Below are 13,412 nucleotides of genomic sequence, written 5' to 3' on the forward strand. Positions count from 1 at the left end.
ATGGGGCAGTTGCTTGGGCGGCAACCGAAGACGTGTTGTCGCTTTATCTCGAAGCGGACATCAGCACGCGCTGCAGGTTGCCCGCCCTGCTGGACCAAGCCACCATAGATCAATGTCCGCATTTCGAAAGTCTGAGCCCGCATGGGTCTCCAAGAAGCCAGGAAAACCCCAATGAAGTAGGGAGCGATGTATTCACCTTCTGTCGAGTTGAGGAAACGGCCGCAAAGTGCATTGGGCCACCACCCACCAGACCCGGAGAGAGTATTTAGGGCGCAGTCTTGGCATAGTGGTTCTCTTTCATTCCATCCCTGGGCTTAAGCAAGCAGAGCGCGACATCGCATCTTCTTACGAGGAAGACGGGCATATTGTGTCACTACCGGATCTCTTCGCTGGGGAAACCGCAAAAACCTATGAAGACGGTTTTGCGCTGAAAGATGCACTTGGAGACGACCTCATTTAAGCGGGCATTCGCTAGCTGTGAACTGCCCATCCGAAAACGTACCCTGCAGCAAGCGATCCTAGAACTGCAAGAAACAGATAAAGTAGAAATGGTTTCAGTTTGAGGACCGGGGCAATGGCCATGGCACCCCAAATACTGACCACACCACCCGAGATCAAAAACGCCATGGCAGCGCCCTCGGACATGCCATTGTCAATCAATCCACGCGTCAAGGGCAGCGCGGCATATCCGTCGATGTACGCGGGTGCGCCAACAAATACCGCAGCGGGGATAGCCCACCACTGATCCTTGCCAACATACGCTGCAAGCGCCCCTGGGGTCAGTGCGGCGTTCAGGGCATATTCAGCGGCGAAGGCAGGGATCAGGCAAATCAGGATGAGCCGCCCAGTTGCCCGGAACTGTTTGCCGAAGGATTGCCGCCGCACCTTTGTTTGCCAGACCCATGGATCAAATGTCTTATCTCCGCCACAGCGTGCAGCGCTCAGTTGGCGTGCAAAGCCGTTGTCGCGAAGCGCGTCTCGTGCCCAAGGTGCCTTGGCAAATAGGACGGTCGCTGCGCCACCGAACAAACCCAACCCAATTGCTGCGATCGTCTTGCCGACAGCAAAACCTATGCCAAGCGTTGCAGCAGTCGTTGCGAGCATTGCAGGATCCGTGATCGGGGATGACAACCAGAACGCCATGATCGGGGCAAGAGGCACGCCAGCCGCCAACAACCCAGCCATCAAGGGCAGTACGGTAACACCGCAGACCGGCGTGATGGCCCCGATCAATGATGCGGCCACCACCGTTCGCAAAGTCCTGCCCTCAAACGCACTGGCAATATACGTGTCCGCGCCGCTGGCGATGATCCAAGCCGCCAGAAGAATGCCCGGAATGACAATGGGGGCGACAACAACCAACCCCCACACCACGAACTTGGCCGCGTTCATGGTGTGTTGCGGCCAAACAAAAGCGATGACAACTGACAGAGAGAGGCACATCCCCCAAACCAGATATCTTTTGTTTGTTTGTCGGCGGGCAATTGTCTGATCGGTCATCGCACACTCCTTTGTCCTTGAAAGTTAGTGGCGGGAAAGGCATGTGTGAAACGAATAGTTTTAATATCTGACATTGGAAAAACAGATGGATGATCTGGATAGCGACCTACTGCGCACCTTTGTCGCCGTGGCTGAAGCTGGAAGTGTCACGGAAGGCGCAGCGCGCATCTACCGTTCCCAATCTGCGACCAGTCTTCAGGTCAAACGTCTCGAAACCATCCTGGGCCAATCCGTTTTTGAGCGCCACGGGCGCGGCGTTGTCCTGAGCGACACAGGTCGTCGCTTGTTGCCAGTTGCAAGAGAGGTGACTGCCCGCCTCGACGCAGTACTACGGGACATCTCCCAAGATGCGGTGGCAGGCAAACTACGCCTGGGTATTCCCGACGATCACGGACGATCCAAGCTGGCGCAGATCATTGCAGCATTTGCGCACAACCATCCGAAGGTCGAACTGGACGTGACCTGTGCATTGAGCACAGATTTCCCTGAGGCGCTGGACAAGGGCGCGCTGGACCTTGCGATTTATGAGGTGGAACAGCCGAAAAAGCATGAAGAGGTGCTGTTTGAAGACCCAACCTGCTGGGCGTCGTCCGCACATCGCAGTTTCATAGCCGATAAAACCCTGCCAGTAGCCCTATTCGATCATGCCTGCTGGTGGCGCGACGTTGCAATCGCGTCCCTGAAAACTCTTGGGAAGCCATACCGTATTGTCTACTCTAGCCAAAGCGTGTCTGGCGTGATTTCAGCCGTTGAAGCCGGGATCGCAGTCGGCCTGCTGGGCCGGTCATCGCTACATTCGGGCTTGTCGATAGTCGGAAATGAGCTTGGCCTCAGAAGCACGCCCACTTCGAAACTTGTGATGGTCGGAAATGAGCTCGCTGACGTGGAACCGCTGAGCGCAATGAAAACAGCTATTCGCGCCGCATTTTCATCCAAGCTCTAAACGTTCCAGAAGGTGATGAACAACGGCTGAATGGGCTTCATCAATTCCCCTAAAGCCGGGGAACACATTGACGTCCACGATCTTTGGCCCTTGTGCTCCCAGAAGCACGTCAACTCCGAATATTTCCAGTCCTGTTTCTACTCCCACGGCCATTGCCAGACCGACCAATTCTGGCAATGCATCGAACGACTGTGCAGGCACGTCCGGGTTCCGAGGCCAAGGTTTGATAAGACCGAAACAGCGCGATCCGGCCACATACAACTTTCGATCCAGACCGTCGTTTTCAATGTATTCTTCTACAAGATACGGTCCAGAAAATGGGGCTGCCTTTGGCAAGGTGTTTCGTATGGCAATCACAACCTGTGTCCCCCGGCCGACTGTGCCATCTGCCGCTTTGACGACCACGGATCGCTCAGTCCCTATTCGAATGACATCCGCCCAGTCCGGCAGTCGCTGCCATTTCGGAACGGGCAGACCCGCGTTTCGCAAACGGCACATCAACGTGTTGCGATCTCCTGCCAGAACACTTGATGTCGGGCTGTTGCAGAAACGCCATCCGTCCGCCTCCTTCTGCGCGAGTTGGTCAAGCATTTCTTTGTTCAGGCCCCGATGAACAACCAAGGTATTTTCGGGCCATCGCTCGGTGCCAAGAGTGCGAGAATTATGTGGCAAAAGCACCTGCACCGCCACCTTCCTCGCGATCAGGCTATCGTGGACCAGATCGAAAATTGTGCCTGGTTTGGGCGATTTGCCAAGCAGGCAGGTTACAGAAGGACTCATCATTCCATCATAGATCCTCGGGCTCGGGACAACGCGGCTTGGGTATCAATTGGACGCAAACCAGACCTGCAGCAGCGTAGCACAACTAACTGCAGCAAACGGGTCTTAACGTCGGGAGAGCGGACAATTCGGTCTTTCGCCAGATGCGTGCGAACGACCTAAGTTGAAAGTTGCGTCTGCCATTGCGTCGCGTGTGCGGTTGTTCCGCCGTGCTCGTGGAAGAAACTATCCATAGCGGCGACAGCCTAATCGACCTCATCTTCGCAGATATCCAAGAGCGCGGCTTTGCAAGGTCTCGGGCTCGGGCCACGGTTCTCGCCCGCTTGGCTCAATGGCTGTCCATTGAGTGAACCCACACCTCCGCCTCCGGTTCATGCGGAGCCCGCGTTCCGTCCGTGACGGCGCCGAGCCTCTTCGCCACAGCCTGTGAACGCGTATTTTGCGTGTCTATGTAGCTGTATAGCCGATCTAACCCCAGATCCTCACGAGCCCATTTCTTGACGGCCCAAGCAGCTTCCGTGGCAAAGCCTTTTCCCTCCGCGCCTTCGAACAAATGCCATGCCAGCTCTATGTCCGGCCATCCCAAATGCTTGATCAGGCCCACGCGGCCGACGGGACGCTCCGTCTGCTGTTCTACAACCGTAAAAAAGCCGAAACCGTGCCAATGCCAATGACCAATGCCAGATAGAAACCCGAACCAGGCCTGTTCCGCTGTGATCGTCTCGCCCTGCGCTTCCATCGACAGGGCACTGGTCATGAAACGGGTGAAATCCGGTAAATCATCCCGTTCGGGTCCACGCAAAACCAACCTTTGCGTCGTCAGCATGGGTGCAGTCGAGAGGCTTTGCATGCGCCGCCTTTCCGTTCGCAGGCTTGGGTTTCAGCCAGGTTCAGCATACCGAACGGTCGCGCATAACTGAAAGTAGCCATTCAAACATACCGCAGTATTCTTCAGCAAGAGCCCAAAGCCCCATGTGCTGCAACTCGCACGGGTGTTCGCTTTTCGGAGATGCGTTGCCCGCAGACCACGGGCCGTCCCATTATCATCACCGCCCAAATAGCACACGAATGCTATTTGAAGGAGCAAGCGTGGGATTTCTGGCGAAGCGTTCAGCCGTGCAGTTTTGTAGCCCTAACGTCCGGCTCGACGGGTTCTTACGCCACCTCTGACGTTTCAGATATGTTGCCGCGCAGCCAATTTAACAGAACGCGGTGCTCGGGTTGAACTTGTTCTGCCATGCCTCCACTAAATTCAAGGCATGCATTCGTGTTCAATTCATTGAGGCCAACCGATACTGGCAGGTCAAGATCAACTGCGTCTGCGGCAACCGGACGAAACCCCCGCCCATATGCCAAAGGTCCAGAGTTGGGAATCAGCCGCACTGTCGTTCCGAGCTACCACGTGGAAACCGTATCCTAGCCCAGCTTATGAGGGCGTAATTCCGGCTGGGCGGGCTTGACGTCTAAATCGCCAAAAGTAACTGTAAACTAAGTTAAATGGTGCCCCCACACGGACTCGAACCGCGGACCTACTGATTACAAATCAGTTGCTCTACCAGCTGAGCTATAGGGGCCGTGGGCGCAGCATGTACTCTGAGAGTCGCGCGGTGGCAAGCTTGTTTTTCGTTCCGCGTCAGAGGTTTTATCCGGACGCAAAACAGGTATATCTGAGCCACTGTAACTCACGCCCATCAGGTCGAACTACATGCAAATTGTCCTTCACGCTGGCGCGCATTTCACCGAAGAAGATAGGCTTATGCGCTGCCTATTGCGGAACAAGGAAGATTTTTCAAAACGCGGCGTCGCCGTGCCCGGTCCAGGCAAGTACCGGGCACTTCTGAAAGACACGGTTGCGGCACTGCAAGACGCCCCACCTGCCGCGGATGCACGCGATGTCCTGATGGACCTGATCCTCGATGAAGAAAACGCGGATCGCATGATCCTGAGTCACATGTTCCTATTTGGGGCTCCTCGGGGTTGCGTGCGCGATGGCACAATCTATCGATCGGCGCCGGAACGGATGGCCCAGCTGTCTGCCCTGTTCGCCCATGACGAGGTTGAGCTTTTTCTTGCCATCCGAAACCCTGCCACGTTCTTACCGGCCCTCTTCGACAATGCGCCACAAAAGGACATGAATGCGTTTCTACGGGGCGTCGATCCCTACAGCATTCGCTGGTCCGATACCCTGTCGGCCATACGAACAGCCGCGCCTGACGTGACCATTACCACCTGGTGCTTTGAGGACATGCCGATGCTGTGGGCGCAGATCGTCCGAGAGCTTGCTGGTCTGGAACATGGCGAAAAGATCATCGGTGGTTTCGATCTGCTCGCGGACATCATGTCAAAAGAAGGGATGCAACGGTTTCGTGCCTATCTGAAATCGCACCCCACGATGACAGAAATGCAAAAGCGCCGGGTGATTGCTGCCTTCCTTGATAAGTTCGCGATCGAAGATCAGATCGAAGAAGAGCTTAATGCACCCGGCTGGACCGATGAGACGGTCGAGACAATGACCGAAATCTACGAAGAAGACATGGAACGCGTGGCCCGTATTCCCGGTGTCACCGTTATTGCGCCCTAGACGCCGGGCAGTCCGTCGAACACCTGAACCCCCTCAGGCACTGTGTGAAAACCCAAGGCATCCGCGTGGCAAATCGCAACACGCGGGACAAATCCGCCTGGGTTATCCAGGGTGCCGATCTTGACGATGTATCCTGATGTGTCCTGCCGCGTGGTCACAAGCTGCGTTCCGCATGTCTTGCAAAAGTATCTTGTGACCGCGTTTTTCAAATCTGGGTGTGTGAAATGTGCTGGCTTTCCCGCTGTCCACGCAAACCCATTTGGCGGTACGAGGATGAAGTATTGGGGCGCACCGCCTGACATTCGCTGGCATGGTTGGCAATGACATTGCCCCTTGACCAACGGCGGCTGCGAGACGACGTACCTGACCGCTCCGCAATAGCAACCACCTGCGTTCACTGCGTTTTCAGTGGCTTGCGACGTCATTTCGGTATATCCTGACTGCAACAATAAAACACTGGCAGAGCAGAGTTCAAATGTCAAACCCAGAAGATTCACCTGTGCGTGAAAGCCCTGTGCCGATGTCAGAATGCGGTGCGGCCCTTGCCATCGAACAAGTCCCAGATCGCTGGACATGGTTGATATTGCGGGAAATGTTGTACGGGGTAAGCCGTTTTGCGGACATTCAGGCGGACATCGGAATACCGAAATCCGTATTGTCCGGGCGACTGGCTCAGATCGTTGAAAACGGGCTGGCCAAGAAAAAAGCGTATCGCGATGGGTCGTCGCGTACACGCCATGCCTATGTGCTGACCCAAAAAGGCCGCGAACTTGCGCCCGTGATCCTCGCGCTAATGCAATGGGGTGACAAGCATATCAAGAATGGCGAATCCGCGCTTGAATTGACAGATAAACGCTCAGGGAACCCCGTAAAAATCGGGATTGTGCCTAAGGGCGGCGCGTTGCCACTGCGCTGGCTACACTTTGCGCCAGCGCGTCAAGACAACGAAGGCAAGAGCTGAGGCTAACCGCTCAGCTCATACCAAGCGCTTCCTTATACATCTCCAGAACGGCTTCCTCTTCGGCGATGTCATCGCTGTCTCGCTTGCGCAGTGCAATCACCTTGCGCATCACCCTGGTGTCGTACCCGCGCGCCTTGGCCTCGGCCATCACCTCTTTTTGCTGGTCGGCGATGTCCTTCTTCTCCATCTCAAGCCGTTCAAACCGTTCGACGAACTGACGCAACTCATCCGCCGTGACACGGTAGCTTTCGGCATTGGTGGCAGTCTCGGTCATTGCGCGCTCCTTAGGATCAGATCAGCCCGCTGGATAGCGGGGCGCGCGCGGTGCTGCAAGGGGCGTTGGCACCTTGCCATGACGGCAATGCTCGGATAGCCGGAAGGCATGGAACAAGAGACAGCTTTCACCCTGTTGGATGGCTTGATCTGGGGCGGGGCCGCATTGTCGGTCATCGGCCTGATCGGCCTTGTCTGGTGCATCATCAAAGTATGGCGGGCGCGTGCTGCAGGCCTGAACGATGCTGACATGCGCGCGGTCATGGCACGGGTGCTGCCACTGAATTTGGGAGCACTGTTCGTGTCGGTCATTGGCTTGATGCTTGTCATCGTTGGCATCTTCCTCAGCTGATCAAGGAGAAACCTATGTCTATTGACTGGATTTGGGGCCTCGTCGGCGGCGTAATGATCGGGACAGCGGCGGCGGTTCTGCTTCTGGGGACTGGTCGCATCATGGGAGCCAGCGGGATCGTTGGCGGGTTGATTGACGGAACAGGTCAAGATCGTTCAACCACATTTGCCTTCCTGATCGGTTTGATCGGGATGCCCGCGTTGATGACACTTGGCGGCTGGGCGGCAGACACACATGCCACGTCCCTGCCATGGCTTTTGATCATAGGCGGATTGTGTGTCGGGATTGGAACACGCTTTGCCAACGGATGCACGTCCGGGCACGGCGTGTGTGGGATGTCACGCCTTTCGGTGCGCGGGTTCGTGGCAACGCTCGCCTATATTGGCGCAGGCGCTGCAACCGTCACACTCGCGCGCGTGGGGTTGGGCCTGTGATGCGGGGTTTCATCGCCCTGCTGAGTGGCGCTCTGTTCGGCGCGGGCCTGCATATATCGGGTATGACCAATACTGCCAAAGTACGCGGCTTTCTTGATTTCGCCGGTGCCTGGGACCCAACACTGGCTTTTGTCATGGGAGGCGCCATGCTGCCCATGGTTTTTGCCTGGCGGTTGACCCGTGGCCGCACACCGCTGACGGGCGGCAGCTACCCTGCCCCGCCGCGTTCCGAAATCACCCGCCCCCTGATCGCGGGATCCATCCTGTTTGGTATCGGGTGGGGGCTGGTCGGTCTCTGTCCGGGCCCGGCACTCGCATCCATCACCTATGGCGGTTGGCAGGGTGTGCTGTTCCTCGTTGCCATGCTGGCTGGCATGTGGGCGGTTCCACCACTGCGACTTGGTCTGGACAGACTGATGCCCACGACATAAATCGGTGGCATGGATATTCGACAGATCACACCGACCTATTTTGTGGCACCACAACTGGATCCAGCCGATCTGCCCGATATTGCGGCGGCCGGGATCAAGACTGTAATCTGCAATCGCCCTGATGGCGAAATCCCACCGGCCTTTCAGGCGGACGCAATCGAAACTGCGACTCTCGCGGCAGGGCTGACCTTTCACCGGTTGCCACTGACGCATCAGACAATGACGCCTGACATTGTTGCCAAGCACATGGCGCTGGCCGAGGAAACGGAAACTCCGGTTCTGGCATATTGCGCATCCGGCACGCGGTCGACGGTGGTATGGTGTTTGGGCCAAGCCGGGCGCATGCCAACCGATGACATCCTGTGCACCGCGCGCGAGGGTGGCTACGATCTGGATGCCTTGCGTCCGACCCTGGACGCGATTGCTTCGCAATCGGGTGGGTGACCAGACTAAACAGCCGCCAAATCAGGCAATTCGGACAGGTCTGGAAGGTCTGAGAGATCGGGCAGCGCATCAAGATCAGGCAAATCGTCAAGAGCCGGCAGATTTGCATCTCCGGCCTTCGCATCCTCAAGCGGGCCCGTATCAACCGCTATGCCGTCCGATGCATCAGCAGGTGGCAATGCGGGCAGGCTTGCATCCACCCCTGTCGTTGGCACATTGGGCGCATCTTCTTCCCGCCGTGCTGGGCCAGAGATTTCCTCAACCTGGGGCATCTCGACAAGGGGCTCGTCCGACTCGCGGCGCAGTGGTTGCGTTGCGTGGGACGGCGCGCGTTGAGGTTTGACAGCGCGCACCCCGTCCACATGACCGACAACGCCGCGGCCGACCACGCGGCCTGTATTGGTCGTGATTTGAACGTTTGGAAACGCGGCAGGCGTCAGTGGCAACTCGTCCCCAACGGCCAATGCTTGCAAAGCGTTCAACGGCAGATGCAGGCTGCAGACAATCATGTTCAGATCAGTGTTCAGGCCCATGACCGTATCGGTCATAGTGGGTGCATCACCGCTTTCGTCCTCTGTCTCACCTTCATCCAGGTCGGCATCGCGCGTATCTGACGGTGGAAGAACCAATGTGATTTCACCCTGCCGGGCGCCACGCGCGATATCGACCGTCAGGCGTATCAAAGTGTAATCCTGAGCATCCAGCGCCATTGCAAGCGTGCGCGCGTCTTCTGCTTTTGCCCCAAATCGAAAGCCATCAAGCAGCGCGGCATCCTCTGGGTCCTCCAGTACCGGGCACGTTTTCTCGAGCAACATGTCGATCAACGGCGCGCAAATGGCAGCATCCGTGCGGGTCATCGCCCGTGCCACGCCGCCATCGGCAAGCACAACACCCATGGTTTGCTGTTGGATCAGGCCACCCACTACAATGGGGTCGAACACGGCTGCTCCGGCACGACCATCCGGTCCATCAAGCAGCATCAGCAAGGCGTCGTCGTTCAGTTGTGCCTCAACTGCTTCGCCGTCAACCTTGTCGACCACGGCACCGATGACAGCAATGGGCAGTTCCATGAGCGCATCGGCCACCCTGGCCAATGTAAGACGCAAGGCTTTTGCCAGCGTCATAACACGCGCCTGACGCTCTTCCCGGCCCGCGGTCGCCATCCGTCCCAAGATACTGTTTTTTGCGGTTTCGCTCATAAACTCCGCCGTTTCTACGGCCTGAACATGCACGTCGGGTCTAAGGAAGATAGGTTACCAACCGCTTTATGAAGACAAAGCTTTTGGCACTATTGCGCTGCCAGCGCAGCCCGGACAGGCAAGTGCACAACAAACGCATTGCCGTCAGCGCGCGGCTCGTGGGTGATATCGCCACCAAGACGCGCCATGATCTCGCGACATATGGCAAGGCCCAGACCAGCACCTGATCCATCCTTGTCATTGATCCGAGAGAATTTTTCAAAGATCAGCGACCGCGCTTCAGAGGGTATAGGCGTGCCGTTGTCGTGAAAAACAACCTGCAACCCGTCGCCGCGGTCCATCACATCGATGCGCAACTCGGGTTCTGGCGCATCGCAATACTTCTGGGCGTTGGTGATCAGGTTGATGAACACCTGCCGCAACCGGTCAAGGTCGGTTGTCAGCGGCCGATCGACCCCCGCTTGCTCATGCCTGACCGTCAGTCGCGTGCTCCGGTCCCCCCCGGCAGACAGCACTGCCTGCCCGATCACATCGTTCAGGTTGCCGGTATCCAGGTTCAGGCTCACCTGCCCGTTTTCAAGCACGCTCAGATCAAGAAGGTCATCCAGCAGGCGCGTCAACCGGATCGTTTCCCCATGAATAATCGACGCGTATTTGGTCTTTTCCGACTGCTCCAATTCATCGGTGTCGCGCAAAATCTCTGAGAAAGACCGGATCGATGTCATCGGCGTCCGCAACTCGTGACTGATTTGCCCCAGAAACGCATCCTTCTGCACCGACAGCGCCGTCAGCTTTTCGTTGGCTTCCCGCAACTTGCGTGCGGTGCGACTCAGTTCCGCCGATTTCGCCTCAAGCCGGTTGGAGTATTCAAGGATCTGCGCAGACTCGTCTGCCACAGCCATAAGATCTTCGACCGATACCGAAGCTCCGCCAACCAACTGGCTGATCATCGCATGAGCCGTTGCCGATCCCACGGACCCTGCAAGTTCCCGTTCAAGCGCCTGAAGGAACCCTTGTGTCGGTTCAGGCAAATGGCCGGTCACCCCTTGCCGCTGCGCTTCCGCCCGAAACAACGCCAATGCATCATCCGGTCCAAGGATACGCTGCGCCATGACCATGAGGTCCTCGGACGTCGCAGGGGCAGCGTCCCAGCCGCGCGCCTGTGCGGAATGATCGAAGACGTTTACGAATTGAGCACCCTGCAAGCGTTCAAGAGGCTGTGGAAAGGTGACAATCGACACGCCAAGGAAGGCAACCATGTTCAGGGTTATGGACCACACGATCGCATGCACGGTTGGGTCGATCCCTTCAACTCCAAACAGCGCTTGCGGTCTCAGCCAGCCCATTCCGGCGATACCATTGTCAAAGACAGATGCACTCAGCACGGCGTCCGGCCCAAAGCTCGGCAGAAGCGAGCAAAAGACCCAGACAGTAAAACCCACCACCAGACCTGCAAGCGCCCCCCACCGCGTGGCACCCCGCCAAAAGATACCGCCCAGCATGGCGGGCAGAAACTGCGCCACCCCGACAAAGGAGATAAGGCCAATCGCCGCCAGCGCAGCGCCGCCCCCGGACAACCGGTAATACAGGTATCCGAAGAAAATGATCAGAAGGATCGAGGCGCGCCGCGCCAGTATCACGACATTCCGCACATCTCCCGACACCTGTGCCCCTTCGGCTTGAGTACTCAGCCAGATGGGCATCACGATATGGTTCGACACCATTGTGGAAAGGGCGAGCGTCGCAACGATCACCATGGATGTGGCCGACGAAAACCCACCAAGGAAGGACAGTGTCGCAAGGCCACCCTGCCCCTCGGCCAATGGAACTGTCAGGACAAACAGATCCGGGTTGCTGCCCGGCGGCAAGATGTCGAGGCCGATCACGGCAATCGGCACCACGAACAGGCTCATGAGCATAAGATAAAGCGGAAATGCCCAGCTTGCGATCTGCAAATGGCGCTCGTCATCGTTCTCGACCACCATGACCTGGAACATGCGGGGCAGCGCCAGAAAGGCTGCTGCGGACAAAGCCGTCAGGGCAACCCAGCGGCTACGATCCATGCTCCACTCTCCGATGGGAGATGAATCGATGCGCTCCAGCATCGGACCGATACCGCCTGCGATCCCCCAAACGACAAAGATGCCAACAGCCAGCAGGGCAATCAGCTTCACCACCGCCTCGACCGCAATGGCAATCACCACCCCGTCATGGCGTTCGTTGGCATTCAGGTTCCGCGTCCCGAACAGGACGGTGAAGATGGCAAGACCACATGCCACCCAGAACGTCGCCGTGGATTGGCTCAGGCCATCGGTCTGGACCGGATCGGAAAAAATGGACACGGACAGTGTCACCGATTGCAGCTGCAGCGCGATGTAGGGCGTCACACCCACCACGGCCATCAGCGTCACAACGATGGCCAAAAGATTGGATTTACCGTACCTCGCTGAAATCAGGTCAGCCACCGAAGTGGCCCGTTGCGCGCGTCCGATGCGGACCAGCTTGCGCAACACCCACCACCAGCCGATCATCACAAGACTTGGACCCAGATAGATGGTGACAAACTCCATCCCGGACCGCGCCGCATAGCCCACCGCCCCATAGAAAGTCCACGCCGTGCAATAGATGGATAGGGACAAGGTATAGACCAGCGGCGACCGCAGCCAGCCACTGCGCCCACGGACTGAGGCGCGCTCGGCAAAGAAGGCAATGGCAAACAGGAACGCCACATAGACCAGACTGACGGCAACCAGCTGGTTGACGGATATCATCGGCCCTGCTCCGGCGGCTCAGTCCCCTCACCGGCTCTTTTGGACAAACCCCACCACAGCGCCAAGGCCGACAGGATCAACACCCCCCAGACCAAAAACACGTATGTGACTGCACCAGACATGGACACGGATGCGGGTGCATCCGGGCCATCTTTTGCATTCGGCCAGAACACCGGGAACAACCACAACAACAGTCCCACAATCGGCAAAAGGCGCAATGCGTCCATCAACCGGCGACGGCGATAACTGCGCCGTTCTAGAAACAGTGTCGTGTTTGTGTTGTGGTCCGTCATTGCGCCAATTGCACAAGATCGCGAACAGCCGTCACCACCTCTGTATTGGAAAACGGCTTGGTCATGAAACGGCTGACCCCTGCCCGCTCGGCCAAATCCCGATCCCTGCTTTGACCACGTGCGGTCAGCATCAGAACCGGCAACCGTTCAAAGTCAGGATCGGCCCGCAACTCGGTCAGAATGTCGATGCCATTCTTGCCCGGCAACATGTAATCCAGCACGACCAGATCGGGGCGCATATTGCGCACCTTGTCGACGGCCGTGGCCCCGTCCGAATGCGTATCAACCTGCCAACCCTCACGGCTGAGCAGGAACTGGATTGCCTCTATGATGTTAGTCTCGTCTTCAACGAGCAGAACATGCTTACCCATGTCTGCGACTCCTCCCCAAAATCGCACCAACCCGCGGCAGTTTCACCTCTTGGTCGGCGCGCCCAACTATGTGCGTATT

17 protein-coding genes and 1 tRNA gene are annotated in these 13,412 nt (G+C 57.4%); 7 read left to right on the forward strand and 11 right to left on the reverse strand.

The features are described from left to right. Positions 1–471: 471 nt before the first annotated feature. A complete protein-coding gene (locus Q1A51_RS03175) occupies positions 472–1,500 on the reverse strand; it encodes a permease (RefSeq protein WP_299603730.1) in 1,029 nt (342 codons plus the stop codon). A gap of 85 nt (positions 1,501–1,585) precedes the next feature. Between Q1A51_RS03175 and Q1A51_RS03180 the strand changes: the two genes are divergently transcribed. Next, complete coding sequence (locus Q1A51_RS03180; protein WP_299603732.1) at positions 1,586–2,443, forward strand: LysR substrate-binding domain-containing protein; 858 nt, start codon at positions 1,586–1,588, stop codon at positions 2,441–2,443. Here the strand turns inward: Q1A51_RS03180 and Q1A51_RS03185 are convergent. The 4 genes from Q1A51_RS03185 to Q1A51_RS03195 all read right to left on the reverse strand — a co-directional run bounded on the left by Q1A51_RS03185 (position 2,429) and on the right by Q1A51_RS03195 (position 4,797). After that, positions 2,429–3,034: a hypothetical protein gene (locus Q1A51_RS03185; RefSeq protein ID WP_299671137.1), complete on the reverse strand. Its 606-nt coding sequence runs from the start codon at positions 3,032–3,034 to the stop codon at positions 2,429–2,431. The two genes, Q1A51_RS03180 and Q1A51_RS03185, sit on opposite strands and share 15 nt — an antisense overlap. Positions 3,035–3,551: 517 nt before the next feature. After that, the gene (locus Q1A51_RS03190) at positions 3,552–4,073 is read right to left on the reverse strand and encodes a GNAT family N-acetyltransferase (RefSeq protein ID WP_299603738.1); all 522 of its coding nucleotides are present in this window, start codon (positions 4,071–4,073) and stop codon (positions 3,552–3,554) included. Positions 4,074–4,378: 305 nt separating this feature from the next. Beyond that, on the reverse strand, positions 4,379–4,606 hold the full coding sequence (locus Q1A51_RS24315; protein WP_366869740.1) for a DUF2478 domain-containing protein: 228 nt from the start codon (positions 4,604–4,606) through the stop codon (positions 4,379–4,381). Between the two features lie 115 nt (positions 4,607–4,721). Then, positions 4,722–4,797: transfer RNA gene (locus Q1A51_RS03195), tRNA-Thr, on the reverse strand. Between the two features lie 131 nt (positions 4,798–4,928). Here Q1A51_RS03195 and Q1A51_RS03200 point away from each other — a divergent pair. Next, the gene (locus tag Q1A51_RS03200) at positions 4,929–5,804 is read left to right on the forward strand and encodes a hypothetical protein (RefSeq protein WP_299603741.1); all 876 of its coding nucleotides are present in this window, start codon (positions 4,929–4,931) and stop codon (positions 5,802–5,804) included. On the opposite strand, the gene Q1A51_RS03205 is transcribed toward Q1A51_RS03200, so the two are convergent. Further along, the gene (locus Q1A51_RS03205) at positions 5,801–6,379 is read right to left on the reverse strand and encodes a GFA family protein (protein WP_366869741.1); all 579 of its coding nucleotides are present in this window, start codon (positions 6,377–6,379) and stop codon (positions 5,801–5,803) included. The genes Q1A51_RS03200 and Q1A51_RS03205 overlap by 4 nt on opposite strands. Here Q1A51_RS03205 and Q1A51_RS03210 point away from each other — a divergent pair. After that, positions 6,280–6,765, forward strand: a complete 486-nt coding sequence (locus tag Q1A51_RS03210) for a helix-turn-helix domain-containing protein (protein WP_299603747.1) — start codon at positions 6,280–6,282, stop codon at positions 6,763–6,765. The genes Q1A51_RS03205 and Q1A51_RS03210 overlap by 100 nt on opposite strands. Positions 6,766–6,775: 10 nt before the next feature. Here the strand turns inward: Q1A51_RS03210 and Q1A51_RS03215 are convergent, their stop codons facing one another. After that, positions 6,776–7,039 (reverse strand): DUF2312 domain-containing protein, encoded by a 264-nt coding sequence (locus tag Q1A51_RS03215; RefSeq protein ID WP_299603750.1) that lies wholly within the window; start codon positions 7,037–7,039, stop codon positions 6,776–6,778. A 108-nt stretch (positions 7,040–7,147) separates the two neighbouring features. On the opposite strand from Q1A51_RS03215, the gene Q1A51_RS03220 reads away from it, so the two are divergent. Genes Q1A51_RS03220 through Q1A51_RS03235 form a run of 4 tightly spaced genes read left to right on the forward strand, consistent with a single transcriptional unit; the run spans position 7,148 to position 8,699 of the window. Next, positions 7,148–7,390: a hypothetical protein gene (locus Q1A51_RS03220; protein ID WP_299603754.1), complete on the forward strand. Its 243-nt coding sequence runs from the start codon at positions 7,148–7,150 to the stop codon at positions 7,388–7,390. Positions 7,391–7,404: 14 nt separating this feature from the next. Continuing rightward, the gene (locus Q1A51_RS03225; protein ID WP_299603757.1) at positions 7,405–7,824 is read left to right on the forward strand and encodes a YeeE/YedE thiosulfate transporter family protein; all 420 of its coding nucleotides are present in this window, start codon (positions 7,405–7,407) and stop codon (positions 7,822–7,824) included. Continuing rightward, positions 7,824–8,255 carry a DUF6691 family protein gene (locus tag Q1A51_RS03230; protein ID WP_299603759.1) on the forward strand — a complete coding sequence of 144 codons (432 nt, stop codon included), beginning with the start codon at positions 7,824–7,826 and terminating at the stop codon, positions 8,253–8,255. Before Q1A51_RS03225 ends, Q1A51_RS03230 begins: the two co-directional genes overlap by 1 nt. Positions 8,256–8,264: 9 nt before the next feature. Further along, positions 8,265–8,699 (forward strand): TIGR01244 family sulfur transferase, encoded by a 435-nt coding sequence (locus tag Q1A51_RS03235; protein WP_299603762.1) that lies wholly within the window; start codon positions 8,265–8,267, stop codon positions 8,697–8,699. Between the two features lie 5 nt (positions 8,700–8,704). On the opposite strand, the gene Q1A51_RS03240 is transcribed toward Q1A51_RS03235, so the two are convergent. The 4 genes from Q1A51_RS03240 to Q1A51_RS03255 form a co-directional block, all read right to left on the reverse strand. Further along, positions 8,705–9,898 carry a hypothetical protein gene (locus tag Q1A51_RS03240; RefSeq protein ID WP_299603765.1) on the reverse strand — a complete coding sequence of 398 codons (1,194 nt, stop codon included), beginning with the start codon at positions 9,896–9,898 and terminating at the stop codon, positions 8,705–8,707. A gap of 89 nt (positions 9,899–9,987) precedes the next feature. Beyond that, positions 9,988–12,669, reverse strand: coding sequence for a sensor histidine kinase (locus tag Q1A51_RS03245; protein ID WP_299603768.1), 2,682 nt, complete (start codon positions 12,667–12,669; stop codon positions 9,988–9,990). Further along, on the reverse strand, positions 12,666–12,962 hold the full coding sequence (locus Q1A51_RS03250; RefSeq protein ID WP_299603771.1) for a hypothetical protein: 297 nt from the start codon (positions 12,960–12,962) through the stop codon (positions 12,666–12,668). Before Q1A51_RS03250 ends, Q1A51_RS03245 begins: the two co-directional genes overlap by 4 nt. Beyond that, positions 12,959–13,333: a response regulator gene (locus tag Q1A51_RS03255; protein WP_299209287.1), complete on the reverse strand. Its 375-nt coding sequence runs from the start codon at positions 13,331–13,333 to the stop codon at positions 12,959–12,961. Before Q1A51_RS03255 ends, Q1A51_RS03250 begins: the two co-directional genes overlap by 4 nt. Positions 13,334–13,412: the final 79 nt, after the last annotated feature.

Origin of the sequence: uncultured Tateyamaria sp., from assembly GCF_947496075.1 — a bacterium.
In the GTDB taxonomy this organism is placed as follows: Bacteria; Pseudomonadota; Alphaproteobacteria; order Rhodobacterales; family Rhodobacteraceae; genus Tateyamaria.